This window comes from Streptomyces sp. NPDC050287 (assembly GCF_044459385.1).
Taxonomy (GTDB): domain Bacteria; phylum Actinomycetota; class Actinomycetes; order Streptomycetales; family Streptomycetaceae; genus Streptomyces.
In genome coordinates this window covers 157,388-176,177 of the sequence record NZ_JBITIY010000017.1, presented here as the reverse complement: position 1 = coordinate 176,177, position 18,790 = coordinate 157,388, and the positions used below count along the sequence as shown (strand labels likewise).

Genomic DNA, 18,790 nt, shown 5'->3' with positions numbered 1-18,790 from the left:
AGCCTGGCTCCATCACTACAATCACCACCGCCCCCACACCGCGACCGGCGGCAAACCGCCCATCACCAGGTTGACCAACCTGCCTGGGCAGTACACCTAGTAGATCGTCGCGGCTTAATTTTGCTGTGTGGTTGGGTAGAGGTGGCGCAGTTTCACGCGTCGTCGTCGGTGGTGAAGTGCCAGTCGACTTGGCGCTGGTTGCTGTTGGTGTGCTGCTGGCAGGCGGCGAGTTCGGTGTTGAGCACGGCGAGGTCGTCGATGCGGCGGTCCAGGCACTGGCGATGTTGAGCCAGGACCCGTGCTTGGGGGTGTAGTGGATCTCCAGGCGCTGGGCCAGTGCGAAGGCCTTCCCCGGGTCGAACGCCTCGTAGAGCGAGGCGGTGGTGTGGGTGTTGAGGTTGTCCATCACCAGCACCACCGTGGCGGCGTCGGGATAGTCCACGGTCAGCAGGTGCTCGACCTGGCGCGCCCGGTCGACCCTGGTCCGGCGGGGCCGGGCGTCCACGCGCCGCCATCCGCGCAGCGGCTCGACCCAGCAGAAGATCGAGCAGGTCCCCGAGCGGACGTACTCGTTGTCCTCGCGCCGGTCACGGCCCGGTCGCGCGGGAAGCGGATCGCGGACGTGGCCGAGCAGTTGGTAGGGCTTCTCGTCCATGCACACCACCGGGCGGGCCGGGTCGAGGGGGCGGCGGTAGACCGCCAGGACGTCCTCCATCGCCGCGGCGAAGGCCGCATTCGCAGCGGGCGGGATGGTCCAGCACTTCTTCAGGTGAGGACGCAGTTCCGTTTTTTTAACACCCGGCCGATCGTGGAGTGGTCCAGATCCGGGATGTCCTCGACCAGCGCGACGTGCTTCTCCAGCAGTCGTAGCGACCACCGGGCATGTCCCTTGGGCGGCGCCGAGCAGGCGAGCGCGATCAGCCTCGCCTCGACCTCGCCGGTCACCGGGGAGGGCACCGGCGGGCAGGCGCGTTCCTTCCGGCCGACCGTGGCCCCCACATCGCCGCCGGTCTCCGCGTACCGCTTCGAGATCAGGCGGACCGACTCGCACGAGACCCCGACCCGCTCCGCGATCACCGCCCGCGGATCGACCTCGCCGACCGACGTGTCCAACGCGAGCAGCACCTGTGCCCGCCTGATCATCGACGCGCTGCGGACCCCCGTCGTCGTCACGCCCACCAACGCCAGACGATCTTCGGCACTCAACGCAACCGGATACTTCTTCTGTGAGGACACGGCACCCCTGCCCGGCCGAACGGAAGCGACAAGGGGAGCTTGCCCGACCCCAACTCCACCAACCAGAACAACACTTAGCCTCGACGATCTACTAGCCTCGAAGTTTCGTGACGGTCCGCCGACGGAGTCGGTGGACCGTTTTCGGGCCGTGGGCTGAGGCTGTGCAGGCCGAAGACCCGAGTGTCGCCTCGGGATGGCGCCGGGTTCCACTGCTCCGGGTGTTGAGGTGCTGTCGTAGGGACGGGGAATCTGCTGGTCAGCCAGGGTCGAGCAGTTGGGTGAGCCGGTCGAGGGCTGCGATGATGTGACCGGTCCAGGGCCAGTGGCGCGCCAGGCGGAGGATTCGCCGACGGCCGGTGGTCACGAGCTGTCCGGCCGCGCTGAACAGGCGGAGCCGTAGTCGGCGGGGCTCCCAGAGCCTGGCATTGCCGGTCAGGGCGAGCATCGGCATCCAGGCCAGCAGGTCGAGAGCGATCTGGACGATCTCCAGCCAGATCCGGTTCTTGGCGGTGCGGTGCAGGGGCAGGTTGCGCAGGCCGGTGGCCCGGGCGGCGCGGATGCGGTCCTCGGCCCGGGCCCGCAGCCGGTGACGGAGCTCGAGCTCGGCGATCGGCCGGCCCACGGTGTTGGTGGCGAAACAGGTCAGCCGCATGCCGTCCGCGTCCGTGAGCCTCAACTGGGCCCCAGGGTGTGGTCGTTCCTTCCTGACGATCAGCCGCATGCCCTTGGGCCAGCCGTCCAGAACGTTGCCGGTGAGTTCGGCGACCCAGGCTCCGTCGCGGATCTCGCCGTCCGCCTCGACGGCCGCCGTCCAGGCCGATGCGGGAACCTTCAGCACATGCTGGTGGATCGCCTCGGTGACTACCATGCCGACCGAGTAGGACAGCCACCGTCCCCGCTGGGCGAGCCAGGCGACGAAGTCGTGGGTGCCGCCCGCGGAGTCGGTGCGGATCAGGGTCCGGCGCCCGCGCCGGTACTTCTTCGGCAGCTGAGCCAAGGCCAGTTGGGCGGCGGTGATGTGGTCGGTGGCCGTGTTCGATCCCGCGTTGCCTGGTCTGAGCAGGGCCGCGACCGGTTCACCCGTGCCGCCCGGTCCGTGGTCGACGAACCCCATCAGCGGGTGGTGGCCGTAGGTTCGCTTCCACGTGGGTGCGGCGTCCTCCTTGTGCGAGTGCGCGATCACCAGCACTCCGTCGAGGTCCACGGTCACCGTCCCGCCTGCATCAGGCGCTTGTCCGTGGGCCAACCGCCAGACTCGCTCACGTACTTCGGCCCGCGCGGCACGGATGGCCCGCAGGGCCTTCTTGCCGGAGGCTGCGAGGGTGTCGATGAGGCGGGAGACCGTCGGGTCGGAGGCCACCGGCCCGAACACGGCCGGCTCGGCCCGCAGCATGGCGACATCCGCGAGGCAGTCCCCGCCCAGCGCGACTGCCAGGACCACGTCCAGCGGGATCTTGCCCGGGTCGTGCACCGCCCGAGACTTCCGCCACGGCGTCAGCGCCGCTGATATCGCGGTGTCCAAGCCGGCCTTGCGGACGGTCTCGACCAGCAGCGCGCCGCCGGCCTGCGAGACCACCGCCCGGCCGCCGCCCTCGATGCGGACACGCGGGTACGACCCGATACGCTTCTTCACCTGGAGAGTGCTTCTTTCCTGCGACGACCTGGACCCTGGACACGTCGCACCGTTGCAGGCCACGAGCACTCCTCGCGTTTTTGATCACCCACCCGACACCCTGCCGCGTAAAAGCGCGTGGCTAACAGGTGTTGCTGGACCGGTTGCGGGAGGCTCACCGGCTGGACTTCTCTCGCGACACGCTCGATGCCTTGCAGGTGCAGGCCAAGCGGGGGCGAAGCCATCCGAACGGTGGCCCGAGTCCGGTTGCCCGGGGGCCACCCGAAGTCCTTCCTCAGACGTGCACTGTCCCCAGTAGTGCACGGGTCTCGGCGACTACCCGCGCGTTGAACGCCGGGTCGTGCACCTGTGCGGAACCCCGCATTGGCCGTCCTTTCTCGTCGTAGTAGACGCCGGTGGTGTCCGATTCGTCGGTGAGTATCCGGGTGATCATGCGAGCAGCGGTGCCCGGGTTGGTCCAGTACTTGATGAGCGGGGCCAGTGGCGAGAGCACGTACTTCGACAGCAGACGCAGGAACAGGCTGGCGTCACGGCCGAGATTCGTGCCGGGAGCGAAGCCGGGCTCGATGGCGTTGAACCGCAGTCGGGGTGTTTCGCGGGCGAAGGCAAGCACCGTTGCCAGGTTGCACTGTTTGGACGTGGCGTAGGCGTCTCCGCCGGGCAGTTTCGAGCCGCCGGGCTTCCACTCGCCACGGGTGCTCGCCTCGGCGGAGATGTACCGGGCGCCGCGGAAACCGGACATGGTGGCGGCCTTGCGCTCCGGATCCTCCACAGCCGAGACGATGAACACCACCTGTGTGCCGTCTTCGAGGTGGGGCACGAGCGTCTCGGTGAACACGAAAGGCCCGATGTGGTTGGTCGCGTAGGCGATGTCCCAGCCGAGGGCGTTCGTGCCGGGACGGTTGGGGAATATCCCGGCGTTGTTGAGCACGCCAGTGATCGGAAGGCCGAGCTCGGTGATCTGAGCGACGGCGCGTCGCACGCTCGTCAGGTCCGAGAGGTCGCAGAGGACGGACACGGCCTTTCCACCTCTGCCTTCGATGCTGCTGCGCACGTCGTCGAGCTTGGCGGCGTTGCGCCCGACCAGCACGACGGTGCCATGCTTGGCCAGTTCGATCGCGGTGCGGCGGCCGAAGCCGGAGGTCGGGCCGGTGATGACGTACACCTTGTCGGGCATGACGCTCCTTAGCTGTCTGACTAGTCAGTCATTAACGGGTGTGCGTGAGTGCGAGGAAGTGGGCCCTGGGCGGGTCAGCCGATCATGCGCCAGAGTGCGTCGAAACCGGACTGCTTGTGCTCGTCGGCGCGGTCCGGGTCGCTGATGATGTAGTCGATGGTGCCCTCGGCCAGGGCATTGGACAGCGTGAACACCAAAGCCGCCGGGGCATCGCGCATCGGGCCGTTCGCCCGGCTGCGCTCCAGGATCTCTCCGATGCCTGTCATGGTCCGGTTTGCGGACTCATGGGTGGACGCCGTGATCTCGTCGGAGACCTGGAGCTGGGCCAGAGTGCGGCGCTTCAGGGGATTGGCCGTTGCCCAGTCCATCCATCGTGACCACATGTGCAGCATCTGGGTGCGCGCATCGGCTGCGGGCAGGTCGCCGAGTGCGGCTGCCCCCATCTCGCCCTTCAGCTCCAGGTAAAGCTGGTTCAGTAGATCCGCTTTGGTGTCGAAGTAGGTGAACAGTGACCCGTTCGAGACGCCGGCCTCCTTCGCGATCGCCGCCGTCGCCGCCCCCAGCCCCTGAGCAGCGATGATCCGCGTGGCGGCGGCCATGATCGCCGCGCGCTTGTCGTCGCTCCTCGGTCTGGGCATGAGGACAGCATGTAGGAGAGTGATCGGTCAGTCAAATATAGGGGGTCACTCTTCCCTCGACGTATACCGCAGCAGGTATCCACGCAGCCACCCGCTTGAGCTTCGGTCGGCTCAGGGCGGTTGGTCTTGGTCACGGCCGAGACCAAGGACCGCCCACCTGCCGCCGCCGGACCTTCAAGCAAGGGGAACCGGGTTCTTATTTCCTTGTCGGTGTCGATGAGACGGGAGACGGTCGGGCAAGAGGCCACCGGCCCGAGCCGGTCCCCCACGCCGACGTCGGCCAGGCAGTCTCGCCCGAGTGCGACGGCCAGGGCCGCGTCCAGCAGGATCTTGCCCGGATCGTGCACGGCCTGCGGTTTGCGCTACGGCGCCAGTGCCGCAGACATCGCGGCATCCAGGCCGGACTTGCGGACCGTCTAGACCACCAGCACCGAACCAGTCCAGCCCCCCATGGCCGCCGCCTTCGGCACGGACAGGCGGGTACGACCCGCTGCCCTTCTTCATCTGGAGAGTGCTTTCCCGTTGCAGCTGACAGGACCCTCGACAAGTCCTGTCGTTGCAGTTCAGGGGCACTCTCCGTTTATTTGATCCAGCATCGGACAACGCGCCTCGTGAAAGCGCGAGGCTAGGGCCTGTTGCGAAAGTGGCCTCGTCGCCCGGAGGGCGGCCGCGCGGCGTCCGGTGCGTGCTCTGGGGGTCCCCCCGGCCGAAGGCTGGGGGAGTGCCGCCCGGAAGCCCTCGTACTGGGCGTACTCGGGCTTTCGGGCGGTGCGGCGAGAGTGCGTGCCGGGCGTCGCGCGGCAGAGGCCACTTTCGCAACAGGCCCTAGGCCCGTCCACACCGGCCACTGCTCGGCCGCCTGCCACAGACCGCTGACCCCGGCCAGGGCAGCCACGCCCCACACCCACCAGGGAAGCGCAGCCCATCTCCCTGACTCCGCCAGCGCCGCATCAGATTCCCGACCCGAAAAGCGCCCACATACCGAATGCAAGACCGAACAACGCAAGTCCCGCCAGGTCGGTGATCGTGACCAAGGTGAAGGCATGGTCTCGGCAGCGCGCGAACAGCCCCCTGCATCTGCGGCGACACGGCCGGTGTAACGCTGTCGGCCCCCCGCAAGGCGACACCAGCGTGACCCCACCGATCACGAGTAACGCCATGACAAGCAGCATCGGGCCCCCGTTCCCCGACCAAGCCTTTATGAATACCGGGAAAGCTTCCGTCCCGACCACTACCTCTTCGGCCGAACCATCTGAGAAGCAGGGCACAAAAGGAGTGTTGACAACGGTCGCCCATTCCTCGTGTGTCGTGTCCCCTCGGGCCGACGGATGCGACGTAGTGGCCGGTGCTGCGCGCCCTCGTCGGTCGTACCGTGCGCGCCGATGGGGAAGGCGCCTCCCCAGCTCGCCTCCCGCATCCGGGCAGCCGCGTGACGGACATGTCGGAGCTGCACACGCGACTCATGACGGATGTGGTTGACGGCCGACCTGACCGGACCGAGCGCGGTCGACACTGTTCTGACAGACCATCAGAGCGAGCGTCATCCGAGCGTCAAGACAACCTGCCGCCGTGCTGGCCTGCACCGAACGAGGCGCAGCCGCCGTCCCCGTAGTGCTCGCAAAGCAGCAGGTCAGTGACGCTCAGGCGCATCGGACGTGGTTCACGTCATGCATTCCGGGAAACTGATCGAGCGCACAGGTCACGCCTGAGGAATCTACAAGAACCCGCAGGTCAGAGCCCCTTCGCCGCAGGCTCTAGAATCGCCACGCACTCCACGTGTGACGTCATCGGAAACAGGTCGAACACCCGCAACGTCCGCACCCGGTACCCCCCGTCCCGGAAGTACCCCAAGTCCCGCGCCAGCGCGGCGGGATCGCAGGCTACGTACGCGATCCGGCGCGCGCCCAGGGTCGACAGGTGCGCCACCGTCTTCCGGCCGGCGCCCGCGCGCGGCGGGTCCAGGACGATCAGGTCGACCTCGGTGATCCCGGTGCGCGGGAGGACCGATTCCACCTTGCCCTGTTCGATCCGTACCCGGTCGAAGTCGGCGAGGTTGTGCCGGGCGTCCTCGACCGCGCGCTTGCCGGACTCGATTCCGAGGACCGCGCCCTGCTCGCCGAGGCGGTCGGCGAGGGCGCCCGCGAACAGGCCGACGCCACAGTACAGGTCCAGCGCCATGTCGCCCTTGCGGGGCAGCAGGCCCTGCATGACGGCCGTCACGAGGGTGTCGGCCGCCTTCGGATGGACCTGCCAGAAGCCGCCGCTGCCGACGCGGTGGGTACGGCCGTCGGCACGCTCGCGCACGAACGCGCGGCCGTGGACGCGGTGGATGCCGCCGTCCTTCTCCTCGACCCGCATGACGGAGACGGGCCGGTCGAGTTCGACCAGGGGCAGGCGGGCACCGGGCCGCGGCTCCAGGATCACCATGCGGTCCTGCGAGCCGGTCGCCGCGATCGCCTCGACGGAGGCCATGCCCGTCCAGTCCCGCTTCTCGATGCCCAGTTCGCTGACGCCCTCGGCGGCGATCATGCAGTGGTCGATCGGCTCCACCTCGTGCGAGCGGTGCCGGCGCAGCCCCGCCTGCCCGTCCTCGGTCACCGCGTACTGCACGCGCGTCCGCCACTGCGGAACCTGGCCCGCCGGGACCTTGTCGCCCTCGGCCGGCATCACGGTGCCGTCCCAGCCGGCCTCCTCCGGGGTGAGACCGGCGAGCCGCTGGAGCTGCTCGGCGACGACCTCGCCCTTGAGGCGGCGCTGGGCGCCCGGCTTGGCGTGCTGCCAGTCGCAGCCGCCGCAGCGGCCCGGACCGGCGTACGGACAGGGCGCCTCGATCCGGTCCTTGGAGGCCGTCAGCACCGACACCGCGTCCGCCCGCAGGTACCGCGCCCCCTCCTCGCCCTCGGTCACCCGCGCCACGACCCGCTCACCGGGCAGCGCGTGCCGGACGAACAGCACCTGCCCCTCGTCCGTGCGGGCGATGCAGTGACCGCCGTGGGCGACGGGGCCGACCTCGACCTCGTACTCCTCCCCCACCAGCGACACCGCCGACGGACCCGCCTGCGGTTGGTTCGGTTCTGCCTGCATGGCGGGGTGACTCCACAACGTCAAAGAGATACGGCCGGACAACAGCCCACCAGTCTACGTGCTGAGCAGACAGACCAGTTCTACGTGCTGAGCAGACAGGTCAGTTCTTCGCGCTGGGCTCCTTCGGCCGTTCCTGCGCCGGCCCGCGCCGCACCGCACCCGGAGCGCTCCAGTCCTGCCGCCTGCGCGCCCGGTTCCGCGCCACCTCGGAGGACTCCAGCTGGTAGGGCACCGACGTCACCATGACACCCGGCGTGAACAGCAGCCGGCCCTTGAGCCGGAGCGCGCTCTGGTTGTGCAGCAGTTGCTCGTACCAGTGGCCGACCACGTACTCGGGGATGATCACGGACACCGCGTCCCGCGGCGACTCCTTGCGCAGGCTCTTCACGTACTCGATGACCGGCCGCGTGATCTCCCGGTACGGCGAGTCCAGCACCTTCAGCGGTACGTCGATCCCGCGCCGCTCCCACTCCTCGCGCAGCGCCTTGGTCTCCGCCGGGTCCACGTTGACGCTGAGCGCCTCCAGGGTGTGCGAGCGCAGCAGCTTGGCGTACGCCAGCGCCCGCAGGGTCGGGCGGTGGATCCTGGAGATCAGCACGACGGAGTGCACCCGGGACGGCCGTACCATGTCGTCGCTCGGTCCCTCGGGAGCGGCGATCTCCTCGGCCACCCGGTCGTAGTGCTTGCGGATCGCCGTCATCGTCGCGTAGAAGATCATCATGCCGAGCAGCGCGACCCACGCGCCGTGCGTGAACTTGGTGACCAGGACGACCACCAGCACCAGACCCGTGAAGAAGGCGCCGAAGGTGTTGATCGCGCGGGAGCGGACCATGTGGCGGCGCTTGACCGGGTCCTTCTCGGTGGCCAGGTGGCGGTTCCAGTGGCGGACCATGCCGGTCTGGCTGAGCGTGAACGACACGAACACACCGACGATGTACAGCTGGATCAAGCGGGTCGAGTCGGCGCCGTAGATCACGACGAGCATCGTGGCCGCGCCCGCCAGCAGCACGATGCCGTTGGAGAAGGCGAGCCGGTCGCCGCGGGTGTGCAGCTGGCGCGGCAGGTAGCGGTCCTGGGCGAGGATCGAGCCGAGCAGCGGGAAACCGTTGTACGCGGTGTTCGCGGCCAGGAACAGCACCAGCGCGGTGGCGGCGGCGAGCACGATGAACAGGAAGCTGCCCTTGCCGAAGACCGCCTCGGCGACCTGGGAGATCACCGGGTTCTGCACGTAGCCGGCGCCGAGCGGGCTGCCGTTGTGGACGAGGTCGACGGCCGGGTTCTCCGCCATGCGCACCTTGGACACCGCGGCCAGCACGATGATGCCGCAGAACATGGTGACGGCGAGCAGGCCCATCATCGCGAGCGTGGTCGCCGCGTTCTTCGACTTGGGCTTGCGAAAGGCCGGGACGCCGTTGGAGATCGCCTCGACGCCGGTGAGCGCGGCACAGCCGGAGGAGAAGGCGCGCAGCAGCAGGAAGACCAGGGCGAAGCCCGCCAGGCCCTGGTGCTCGGCCTTGATGTGGAAGTCGGCCGTCGGTGCCCGCAGGGTGTCGTCGAGCACCAGTCCGCGGAACGCACCCCACGCGATCATGAGGAAGACGCCCGTGACGAAGACGTACGTCGGAATCGCGAACAGCGTGCCCGACTCCCGTACACCCCGCAGGTTCATCAGGGTCAGCAGCACGATCACCGCGACCGCGCAGAGCACCTTGTGCTGGACGACGAAGGGAATCGCGGAGCCGAGGTTCTCGATGCCGGAAGCGATGGAGACGGCGACGGTCAGGACGTAGTCGACGAGCAGGGCGCTGGCGACCGTGAGGCCCGCCTTGGGTCCGAGGTTGGTGGTGGCCACCTCGTAGTCGCCGCCGCCGCTCGGGTAGGCGTGCACGTTCTGCCGGTAGGAGGCGACCACGGTGAACATCAGCACGACGACCGCGAGCGCGATCCAGGGGCTGAAGTGGTACGCCGACACGCCCGCGATGGAGAGGACCAGCAGCACCTCTCCCGGCGCGTACGCCACGGAGGACAGCGGGTCGGAGGCGAAGACCGGGAGGGCGATGCGCTTCGGCAGGAGCGTTTCCCCTAGCCGATCACTGCGCAGTGCGCGCCCGATCAGGATCCGTTTGGGCACGTCGGTCAGTTTGGACACAACAGAGGATCGTAAGGCGTCGAACAGGCAAGCGCCCACCCTCCCCCACCCTCAATACGCGAACGCCGCGGAACCCCGTCCGCCGTCTGCTTCTCATCGGGCTCGGATCTGCCTCTCATCGGCCCCGGATCTGCCTCGTATCTGCCGCTGCCCGGCCCCTGACCGGCCTCTCATCTGCCTCACGGGTGAAATAACAGGGGAAATAGCAAGGAGCACGCTGCGGATTCCGCCCCCGCGACCGTCCCTATGTCTATATGACAAACCCCGATGGCAAACCCGATGCGAGACCCCGATGACGAACCCGCCTGTTGCCGCCCCTCACCGCCCTGGAGGTTCCATGCACGCGACCGCAGAGCTGATCGGCGCCGCAGCCGCCCTCGTCGGCCTCGGACTCCTGACGCTGGCCAGCGTCCGCAGCATCGGCCGCCGCTGACCCTCTCCGCGGGCAGGCAACCGTGCACGGGGGTGCCGTCGTCCTACCGCGCGTGTGTAGCTTGGGCGTCGGTCTGAGACCCTGATGTGGCTGGGCAGTAACTATTGACACCGGAAGGACGGTCGTGCACATCGTCATCATGGGCTGCGGCAGAGTGGGTTCCGCTCTCGCCCAGACCCTGGAGCAACAGGGGCACACGGTCGCCGTGGTCGACCAGGACCCCACCGCCTTCCGACGACTGGGCTCCGGGTTCGGGGGCCGCCGCGTCACCGGCGTCGGCTTCGACCAGGACACCCTGCGCGAGGCGGGCATCGAGGAGGCCGGCGCGTTCGCCGCGGTCTCCAGCGGCGACAACTCGAACATCATCGCCGCGCGCGTGGCCCGCGAGATGTTCGGCATCGAGAACGTCGCGGCCCGGATCTACGACCCCCGGCGGGCCGAGGTGTACCAGCGCCTGGGCATCCCGACGGTGGCCACGGTCCGCTGGACGGCCGACCAGATGCTGCGCCGGCTGCTGCCCTCGGGCGCGGAGCCGCTGTGGCGCGATCCCACCGGTGGGGTGCAACTCGCCGAGGTGCACGCCTCGGCCGCCTGGGTCGGCCACAAGATCAGCAGGCTGCAGGAGGAGACGGGCGTCCGGGTGGCGTTCCTGACCCGGCTCGGCGAGGCGATCCTGCCCAGCTCGCAGACGGTGCTGCAGGAGGGTGACCTGGTGCACGTGATGATGCGCACCGACGAGGTCGACAAGGTCGAGGCGGCGTTCGCCAAGGGTCCCGAAGAGGAGGGCGGTCACTGATGAGGGTCGCCATTGCCGGTGCCGGCGCGGTGGGCCGCTCGATCGCGGGCGAACTGCTGGAGAACGGCCACGAGGTCCTGCTGATCGACAAGGCGCCGACCGCGATCTCGGTGGAGCGCGTACCGCAGGCGGAGTGGCTGCTCGCCGACGCCTGCGAGATCACGTCGCTGGACGAGGCCGCGCTCCAGCGCTGCAACGTCGCGATCGCGGCGACGGGGGACGACAAGGTGAACCTCGTCGTCTCCCTCCTCGCGAAGACGGAGTACGGCGTCCCGCGCGTCGTCGCCCGCGTGAACAACCCGAAGAACGAGTGGCTGTTCAACGAGTCGTGGGGCGTCGACGTGGCCGTCTCCACCCCGCGTCTGATGTCGGCCCTGGTCGAGGAGGCGGTCAGCGTGGGCGACCTGGTCCGCCTGCTCCGCTTCAGCCACGGCGACGCCAACCTCGTCGAACTGACCCTGCCCGAGGAGTCGGCCCTGGCCGGCACCCAGGTCGGCGACGTGGAGTGGCCGGAGGACACGTCCCTCGTCACGATCATCCGGGGCACCCGCGTCCTCACCCCGTCCCAGGAGGACTCCCTGGAAGCAGGCGACGAGCTGCTGTTCGTGGCCGCCCAGGCCCGGGAGGAACAACTGGAGGACCTGCTGTCGGTCCGGCGCGAGGAGGCGCCGAGCTGAGCCCTGCGGGGCGTGTGACGGCGAAGGGCGCCCTGAGAGTTCAGGGCGCCCTTCGCCGTCACACGGGGTCGTATGTCCCCGCCGTGCGGGGTCGTACGGCGTGAACGCGGGCCTCGCCGCCCTCGGCCGGCCCCGTCAGGACCCGGCGCGCCGCCCGATCGGCAGGATGCGCACCTGCCGACGTCAGGCCTCGCGGCGGTGACGTCCGGCCGTCTGGGACTCTCCCTGTTCCCTGGGGTCCCTGGCCTGCGCCGCCTTCCGCTCCTCCTCGGCCTTCTCCTCCGCCTCCATCTCGGCGAACACGTCGATGGGCGCCGGCGCCTTCGCCAGGAAGACCCAGGTCAACCACACGGCCAGCAGGAACGGCGGGATCTTCAGGGCGATCAGGACCCAGCCCAGCTGTGCGGTGTTGGCCCACCAGTACAGCGGGAAGAGGATCGCGCACTTGGCGAGCAGGATCAGTCCCCAGGCCCAGCTGGCCTTCGCGTATGCCTTCTTGCGGCCCGGGTTGCGGGTGCGCCAGGAGAGGTTCTCCTTGAAGACGGGGCCGAGGATGAGGCCGATCAGCGGGACGCCGCACAGCGTGGTGATGATGTACGCCAGCCCCAGACCCAGCGTGTAGAGCATGCCGGGCAGATAGAAGTCCTTGGCGTTGCCGGTCATCATCGCGAAGACGACGCCGAAGGCCACGCCGAAGACACCGCTGAAGGCGTGTTTGACGGTGTCGCGCATCACCAGGCGGACCACGACCAGCAGCAGGGACACCCCGAGCGCGGCGATCGCCGACAGGTGCAGGTCCTTGTTGATCGTGTAGATGGTCACGAACAGGAGGCCCGGCAGCACCGTCTCGACCATGCCCCGCACGCCGCCGAATGCCTCGAACAGCGCGGCCTCCGTCACCGCCCGGGCATCCTGCTCCGTTTCTTCGGTCGGCTTGTCGAGCGACGTCACCGGCTACTCCCTACCGAGGGGTCTCAGTTCGTATTTCGGGTTGAACAGCACCCGGCGGCCCCGGCTCATCGAGATCCGGCCCGATGCGATCAGCTTGCGCCCCGGTTCTATCCCCACGATGGAGCGCCTGCCGAGCCACACCACGTCCAGTGCGGCGGAGCCGTCGAACAGCTCGGCCTCCAGGGCCGGGACGCCCGCGCGCGGCCGCAGGGTGACCGTGCGCAAGGTACCAGTAACCGTGACGACCTGGCGGTCGTGACAGTCACCGATCCGAACGCAGCCGGTGGTGTCCGCGTCCTCGCGCAGTTCCTCCGACTCGAGGTCCTCCTGCGACGAGGAGAGCCGCTCGAGCATGCGCCGGAACCGGCCCACCGGCTTCTCGGAACGAGGAACAACACTCATGTCTGAAGCGTACCGGGGCCCACCGACAGCTACGTACCCGCGCTGCTAGCGCTCGAACCGGTAGCCCATCCCGGGTTCGGTGACGAAGTGCTTGGGATGCGAGGGGTCCGCCTCCAGCTTGCGTCTGAGCTGGGCCATGTAGACCCGCAGGTAGTTCGTCTCCGTCCCGTACGACGGCCCCCACACCTCCTGGAGCAACTGCTTCTGGCTGACCAGCCGCCCGGTGTTGCGCACCAGCACCTCCAGCAGATGCCACTCGGTGGGCGTCAGCCGTACGTCCTTCCCGTGCCGCTGGACCTTCTTCGCGGCGAGGTCGACGGTGAACTCGTCGGTGTCCACCAGGACCTCGTCCTCGCCGCCCCCGGTGGGCTCGGCGCGGCGGACGGCGGCGCGCAGCCGGGCCAGCAGTTCGTCCATGCCGAAGGGTTTGGTGACGTAGTCGTCGGCGCCCGCGTCGAGTGCCTCGACCTTCTCGTCGGAGGAGTGCCGGGCGGACAGCACCAGGATCGGTACCCGGGTCCAGCCGCGCAGTCCCCGGATCACCTCGACGCCGTCCATGTCGGGCAGGCCCAGGTCGAGCACCACCACGTCCGGGTGGCGGGCGGCGGCCAGCTGGAGGGCGGTGGCGCCGTCGTGCGCCGCGTCGACCTCGTACTTGCGTGCCCTGAGGTTGATCACGAGGGCGCGCACGATCTGCGGCTCGTCGTCGATCACCAGCACCCGGGTCATGTGACCTGCCTCTCCGGTCGTACGGGGTGGAACGGTTCCTCGGGGCGGGGTCCCGCCGCCCGGAGGGTGAGCACCATGGTGAGGCCTCCCCCGGGCGTGTCCTCGGCGTTGAGTGTGCCGTTCATGGCCTCGGCGAAGCCACGGGCGACCGCGAGGCCCAGCCCCACGCCCGCCCCGCGCGGAGCGTCACCGTAGCGCTGGAAGGGCTCGAAGATACGTTCCTTCGCTTCGTCGGGGACGCCGGGTCCCCGGTCGACCACCCGGACCTCGACCCGCTCGGCGATGGCACTGGCCGACACCAGGACGGGCCGGCCGTCCGGACTGTACTTGACGGCGTTCTCCACCAGGTTGGCCACCGACCGCTCCAGCAGCCCTGGGTCCACCGCGACCATGGGCAGCGTCTCGGGGATGTCCAGGTCGGCGGTGCCCTCTGGCACCCCGCCGAGCGCCATCGGCACCACCTCGTCGAGGTCGATCTCCCGGATCAGCGGGGTGACCGTGCCGGTCTGCAGCCGGGACATGTCGAGCAGGTTGCCCACCAGGTGGTCCAGCCGGTCGGCGCCCTCCTCGATGCCCTCCAGGAGCTCCGCCTGGTCCTCCTCGGACCAGTCCACGTCGTCGGAACGCAGTGAGGACACCGCCGCCTTGATACCGGCGAGCGGGGTGCGGAGGTCATGGCTCACGGCGGCCAGCAGCGCCGTACGGATCCGGTTGCCCTCGGTCAGCGCCCGCGCCCGGTCGGCCTCCTCCTGGAGCCGGCTGCGGTCCAGTACGACGGCGGCCTGGGCGGCGAACGCGGCGAGCACCCGGCGGTCCTCGGCGGGCAGCACCCGGCCGGTCAGCGCGAGCGCCATGTGGTCGCCGACCGGCATGTCGACGTCGGCCTCCTCGGGCCGCTCCACGGGCCGCCCGAGCCCGACCCGGCCCGCGCAGGTCCACGGGTCGACGTCGCTCGCCCGTTCCAGCAGGGCCGCCGACTCCATGCCGAAGGTCTCCCGGACCCGCTCCAGCAGCTCCTCCAGGCCGGTCTCGCCGCGCAGCACGTTGCCCGCGAGGAAGGAGAGGATCTCCGACTCGGCGCGCAGCCGGGCGGCCTGGTGGGTACGGCGGGCGGCGAGGTCGACGACGGAGGCCACCGAGATGCCGACACCCACGAAGATCACGATGGCGACGATGTTCTTCGGGTCGGCGATCGTCCAGCGGTGCAGGGGCGGTGTGTAGAAGTAGTTGAGCAGCAGGGAGCCGACGGCCGCCGAGGCCAGCGCCGGCAGCAGCCCGCCGAGCAACGCCGCCGTCACGGTCACCGCGAGGAACAGCAGCATGTCGTTGGCGAGGCCGAGGTCCACCGTGCTGAGCAGGAACGCCATGGCCGCCGGGCCGATCACGCCGACCAGCCAGCCCCACAGGATCCGGGCCCGGCCGAGCCGCGCGCCCCGGGTGACGGGCAGTCCGCGCCCCTTGGCGACCTCCTCGTGGGTGACGATGTGCACGTCGAGGTCGGGCCCCGACTCCCGGGCCACGGTCGCGCCGACGCCCGGACCGAAGACGTACTGCCAGGTCTTGCGGCGCGAGGAGCCGAGGATGATCTGGGTGGCGTTCACCCCGCGGGAGAAGTCCAGCAGCGCGGCCGGTATGTCGTCGCCCACCACATGGTGGAACGTTCCGCCCAGGTCCTCGACGAGGGCGCGCTGGACGGCCAGTTCCTTCGGGGAGGCCGAGGTCAGCCCGTCGCTGCGGGCTATGTAGACCGCCAGCACCTCGCCGCCGGCGCCCTTCTCCGCGAGCCGCGCGGCCCGCCGTATCAGCGTCCGTCCCTCCGGACCGCCGGTCAGCCCGACCACGATCCGCTCGCGCGAACCCCAGATCTTCGAGACGCGGTGCTCACTGCGGTACTGCTGGAGGTACTCGTCGACCCGGTCGGCCACCCACAGCAGCGCCAGCTCGCGCAGCGCGGTGAGGTTGCCGGGCCGGAAGTAGTTCGACAGGGCCGCGTCGACCTTGTCGGGCTGGTAGATGTTGCCGTGCGCCATCCGCCGGCGCAGCGCCTGGGGCGACATGTCGACCAACTCGATCTCGTCCGCCCGCCGCGCCACCTCGTCCGGCACCGTCTCCCGCTGCCGTACGCCGGTGATCGACTCGACGACGTCCCCCAGGGACTCCAGGTGCTGGATGTTGACCGTCGAGACCACGTCGATCCCGGCGGCCAGCAGCTCTTCCACGTCCTGCCAGCGCTTGGCGTTGCGGGAGCCGGGGATGTTGGTGTGAGCCAGTTCGTCCACGAGGGCGACGGCGGGCGCCCTGCGGAGTACGGCGTCGACATCCATCTCGGTGAAGACCGAGCCCCGGTACGCCGGCTCCGCGCGCGGGATCTGCTCCAGCCCGTGCAGCATCACCTCGGTACGCGGCCGGTCGTGGTGCTCGACGAAGGCCACCACACAGTCCGTACCGCGTTCGACACGGCGGTGTCCCTCGGACAGCATCGCGTAGGTCTTGCCGACGCCCGGTGCCGCACCGAGGTAGATCCGAAGCTTGCCGCGTCCCATGGCCTCATTGTCTTCCGGTCTCCGCTGCCCACGCAGCGTCGACCCTACGGCCCACAATGGCGACAAAGGGGGCTGTGAGCACCCGGGGGCCGACTTTGACGCAACCCTGACGCCGGGTCAGGCGCCGGGCACACGAGAAGGGCCACACCCCAGAGGGTGCGGCCCTTCTCGTGTGCTGTCGTGCTGTCTTCGCGAATGCTGTCGTGCTGCCTCAGCGGACCTCGGTGATCTCCGGTCCGCGCTGCAGCTGACCCATGCCGCCGGCGAAGCGGGAACCCTCGTCCTGCTGCTGAACGCCCTCGGGAACCATCTGCGCGTCGTTCGGCAGCTTCAGGACGATCGGGTCGCGGGGCGCCATCGGGCCCTCGCCGCGCACCACGACCGTGTCCCGGAAGATCTGCTCCAGCAGACCGGCCGCCTGTGGCTGCACCGCGCCCTGACCGGAGATCACCCCGCGCAGGAACCAGCGGGGACCGTCGACACCGACGAACCGCACCACCTGGAAGCCGCCCGTGCCGTCCGGCAGCTGCACCGGAACCTGCGCGCGCAGCTCCCAGCCCAGCGGGCCCTCGACCTCGTCGACGATGCCGCCCTGCTGGGTGATGCCGGAGCCGATCTCCTCGCGCACCTCGCCCCAGATGCCCTCGCGCTTGGGCGCGGCGAAGGCCTGCAGCTGGATGGCGCTGTCGCCCAGCACGACCGTGGCGGCGACGATCGCGTCGCCCGCGACCTCGACCCGCAGCTCCATGCCGTCCACGCCCGGCACGAACAGACCGCCCAGGTCCACCCGGCCCTCGGCCGGGTCACGGACCTCGGTGCTGTCCCAGGGCCCGTCCGGCCGCGGCTCCGGTTCGAGCCGCACGCGCTCACGCGTGTCCTCTGCCTCGTCCGCCTCAGTGTCGACACTGTCGACGACCTGCTCGGCCTCGCCGGCCGCGTCCTCGGCGGCACCCTTCTTCTTGCGACGTCCGAACACGTCACTGTCCTTCCCGGTCGGATACGACCGAAGCGTATCGATTCCCACCCGTCGCGCCGCCCATGGCGGCATGACCGCTTGCGCCGCCTCCGTCGTCCACCGCGGCATGGCCGCCGGTGGACCCGAAGCCCCCCTCGGCCCGTGCCGAGCCGGGAAGCTCCGCGACCTCCTGGAAGCGGACCTTCTCGACCTGCTGGACGACCAGTTGGGCAATCCGGTCGAAGCGCTCGAACCGCACGGTCTCGCGCGGATCGAGATTCACCACGATCACCTTGATCTCCCCACGGTACCCGGCATCAACCGTCCCCGGGGCATTCACGAGAGCGACACCGCAGCGGGCGGCGAGACCGGATCGTGGGTGCACGAAGGCCGCGTACCCCTCCGGCAGCGCCACAGACACCCCCGTGGGCAGCACGGCCCGCTCGCCCGGCTTCAGTTCACAGCCCTCGGTGGTCCGCAGATCGGCTCCCGCGTCACCGGGGTGCGCGTACGACGGAAGCGGTACGTCCGGGTCGACGCGCCGGATCAGGACGTCGAGCTCTTGGCGGGGCTCACGGCTCACGGGTTCACCTCGAAGGCACGGGCACGCCGGACCTGGCCCGGGTCGTTCATGGCGGCCCGGATCTCCTCCGGGCGGCCGTTGTCGATGAAGTGGTCGACCTTCACCTCGACGAAGAGCGCGTCGGCGCGGACGGCGACGGGCCCGTCGGGGGCGCCGATCCGGCCGGTGGCGGTGGAGTAGATCTTCCGCCCGGCCACGGCCGTCACCTCGGCCTCCAGATACAGCACGGTGCCCACCGGGACCGGCCGCATGAAGTCGGTCTCCAGCCGTCCGGTCACCGCGATGCTCCGCAGCAGCCTGTTCAGCGAGCCGATGGTCTCGTCGAGGGCGGACGTGAGCACCCCGCCGTGCGCGAGGCCCGGGGCCCCCTGGTGGGCGGGGCGCACGGAGAACTCGGCGGTCACCGTCACCCCCTCGCCGGCCCGCGCCTGGAGGTGCAGTCCATGGGGCTGCTCGCCGCCACAGCCGAAACACTGGCCGTAGTGCGCACCGAGCAGCTCACCGGGCGCGGGGGCGTCAGGATGACGCACCGGTTTCACGGCGTCGGCGGGCGGCTCAACGCCGGCGGAAGTACGACTCACAGGCGCAGACCTTACCCGCCCACCCGTCTCCCACCGCCACCCTGCCCGACAGCGCTCCGCGCCGACTCCCCCTGATCCACCCGTCTCCCACCGCCACCCTGCCCGACAGCGCTCCGCGCCGACTCCCCCTGATCCACCCGTCTCCCACCGCCACCCTGCCCGACAGCGCTCCGCGCCGACTCCCCCTGATCCACCCGTCTCCCACCGCCACCCTGCCCGACAG

The 18,790-nt window shown here is 69.7% G+C and carries 15 protein-coding genes and 2 pseudogenes; 2 read left to right on the top strand and 15 right to left on the bottom strand.

What is annotated here, in order from left to right; genetic code table 11:
• Positions 1-337 precede the first annotated feature (337 nt).
• The 8 genes and pseudogenes from ACIBK3_RS40500 to ACIBK3_RS40465 all read right to left on the bottom strand — a co-directional run.
• Positions 338-877 (bottom strand): annotated as a pseudogene (locus tag ACIBK3_RS40500) (transposase); the annotation flags it as partial.
• Positions 766-1,206, bottom strand: a complete 441-nt coding sequence (locus ACIBK3_RS40495; RefSeq protein ID WP_399373064.1) for a helix-turn-helix domain-containing protein — start codon at positions 1,204-1,206, stop codon at positions 766-768. The gene ACIBK3_RS40495 and the pseudogene ACIBK3_RS40500, both read right to left, overlap by 112 nt.
• Before the next feature lie 286 nt (positions 1,207-1,492).
• Positions 1,493-2,869 carry an IS1380 family transposase gene (locus ACIBK3_RS40490; RefSeq protein ID WP_399373063.1) on the bottom strand — a complete coding sequence of 459 codons (1,377 nt, stop codon included), beginning with the start codon at positions 2,867-2,869 and terminating at the stop codon, positions 1,493-1,495.
• 274 nt (positions 2,870-3,143) lie between these two features.
• Positions 3,144-4,046: an SDR family NAD(P)-dependent oxidoreductase gene (locus tag ACIBK3_RS40485; protein WP_399373061.1), complete on the bottom strand. Its 903-nt coding sequence runs from the start codon at positions 4,044-4,046 to the stop codon at positions 3,144-3,146.
• Positions 4,047-4,120: 74 nt separating this feature from the next.
• A complete protein-coding gene (locus tag ACIBK3_RS40480; protein WP_399373060.1) occupies positions 4,121-4,684 on the bottom strand; it encodes a TetR/AcrR family transcriptional regulator in 564 nt (187 codons plus the stop codon).
• 212 nt (positions 4,685-4,896) lie between these two features.
• Positions 4,897-5,188: pseudogene (locus ACIBK3_RS40475) on the bottom strand (IS1380 family transposase); the annotation flags it as partial.
• A gap of 1,227 nt (positions 5,189-6,415) precedes the next feature.
• Positions 6,416-7,768, bottom strand: a complete 1,353-nt coding sequence (locus ACIBK3_RS40470) for a class I SAM-dependent RNA methyltransferase (protein WP_399373058.1) — start codon at positions 7,766-7,768, stop codon at positions 6,416-6,418.
• A 100-nt stretch (positions 7,769-7,868) separates the two neighbouring features.
• Entirely contained in the window at positions 7,869-9,917 is a 2,049-nt protein-coding gene (locus ACIBK3_RS40465) for an APC family permease (protein WP_399373056.1), read from the bottom strand.
• 557 nt (positions 9,918-10,474) lie between these two features.
• Between ACIBK3_RS40465 and ACIBK3_RS40460 the strand changes: the two genes are divergently transcribed.
• Entirely contained in the window at positions 10,475-11,146 is a 672-nt protein-coding gene (locus tag ACIBK3_RS40460) for a TrkA family potassium uptake protein (RefSeq protein ID WP_030680944.1), read from the top strand.
• The gene (locus ACIBK3_RS40455; protein ID WP_399373055.1) at positions 11,146-11,823 is read left to right on the top strand and encodes a potassium channel family protein; all 678 of its coding nucleotides are present in this window, start codon (positions 11,146-11,148) and stop codon (positions 11,821-11,823) included. The genes ACIBK3_RS40460 and ACIBK3_RS40455 overlap by 1 nt, the downstream gene beginning before the upstream one ends.
• Before the next feature lie 183 nt (positions 11,824-12,006).
• On the opposite strand, the gene ACIBK3_RS40450 is transcribed toward ACIBK3_RS40455, so the two are convergent.
• The 7 genes from ACIBK3_RS40450 to ACIBK3_RS40420 form a co-directional block, all read right to left on the bottom strand.
• Positions 12,007-12,774, bottom strand: coding sequence for a DUF3159 domain-containing protein (locus ACIBK3_RS40450; protein WP_399373053.1), 768 nt, complete (start codon positions 12,772-12,774; stop codon positions 12,007-12,009).
• Positions 12,775-12,777: 3 nt separating this feature from the next.
• Positions 12,778-13,176 (bottom strand): OB-fold nucleic acid binding domain-containing protein, encoded by a 399-nt coding sequence (locus ACIBK3_RS40445; protein ID WP_399373052.1) that lies wholly within the window; start codon positions 13,174-13,176, stop codon positions 12,778-12,780.
• Between the two features lie 45 nt (positions 13,177-13,221).
• Entirely contained in the window at positions 13,222-13,905 is a 684-nt protein-coding gene (locus tag ACIBK3_RS40440; protein WP_399373050.1) for a response regulator, read from the bottom strand.
• Positions 13,902-16,448, bottom strand: a complete 2,547-nt coding sequence (locus ACIBK3_RS40435; RefSeq protein WP_399373048.1) for an ATP-binding protein — start codon at positions 16,446-16,448, stop codon at positions 13,902-13,904. Before ACIBK3_RS40435 ends, ACIBK3_RS40440 begins: the two co-directional genes overlap by 4 nt.
• A 211-nt stretch (positions 16,449-16,659) precedes the next feature.
• Entirely contained in the window at positions 16,660-17,424 is a 765-nt protein-coding gene (locus tag ACIBK3_RS40430; protein WP_399373047.1) for a DUF3710 domain-containing protein, read from the bottom strand.
• Position 17,425: 1 nt separating this feature from the next.
• A complete protein-coding gene (dut, locus tag ACIBK3_RS40425) occupies positions 17,426-17,986 on the bottom strand; it encodes a dUTP diphosphatase (RefSeq protein ID WP_399373046.1) in 561 nt (186 codons plus the stop codon).
• On the bottom strand, positions 17,983-18,567 hold the full coding sequence (locus ACIBK3_RS40420) for a PaaI family thioesterase (protein ID WP_399373045.1): 585 nt from the start codon (positions 18,565-18,567) through the stop codon (positions 17,983-17,985). The genes dut and ACIBK3_RS40420 overlap by 4 nt, the downstream gene beginning before the upstream one ends.
• Between the last annotated feature and the right edge of the window lie 223 nt (positions 18,568-18,790).

What these genes read in the sequence shown, in the direction of transcription:
- ACIBK3_RS40440 (WP_399373050.1), bottom strand. Translation starts at nt 13,905, where the DNA reads ATGACCCGGGTGCTGGTGATCGACGACGAGCCGCAGATCGTGCGCGCC.
- ACIBK3_RS40470 (WP_399373058.1), bottom strand. Translation starts at nt 7,768, where the DNA reads ATGCAGGCAGAACCGAACCAACCGCAGGCGGGTCCGTCGGCGGTGTCG.
- ACIBK3_RS40480 (WP_399373060.1), bottom strand. Translation starts at nt 4,684, where the DNA reads ATGCCCAGACCGAGGAGCGACGACAAGCGCGCGGCGATCATGGCCGCC.
- ACIBK3_RS40445 (WP_399373052.1), bottom strand. Translation starts at nt 13,176, where the DNA reads ATGAGTGTTGTTCCTCGTTCCGAGAAGCCGGTGGGCCGGTTCCGGCGC.
- ACIBK3_RS40455 (WP_399373055.1), top strand. Translation starts at nt 11,146, where the DNA reads ATGAGGGTCGCCATTGCCGGTGCCGGCGCGGTGGGCCGCTCGATCGCG.
- ACIBK3_RS40435 (WP_399373048.1), bottom strand. Translation starts at nt 16,448, where the DNA reads ATGGGACGCGGCAAGCTTCGGATCTACCTCGGTGCGGCACCGGGCGTC.
- ACIBK3_RS40485 (WP_399373061.1), bottom strand. Translation starts at nt 4,046, where the DNA reads ATGCCCGACAAGGTGTACGTCATCACCGGCCCGACCTCCGGCTTCGGC.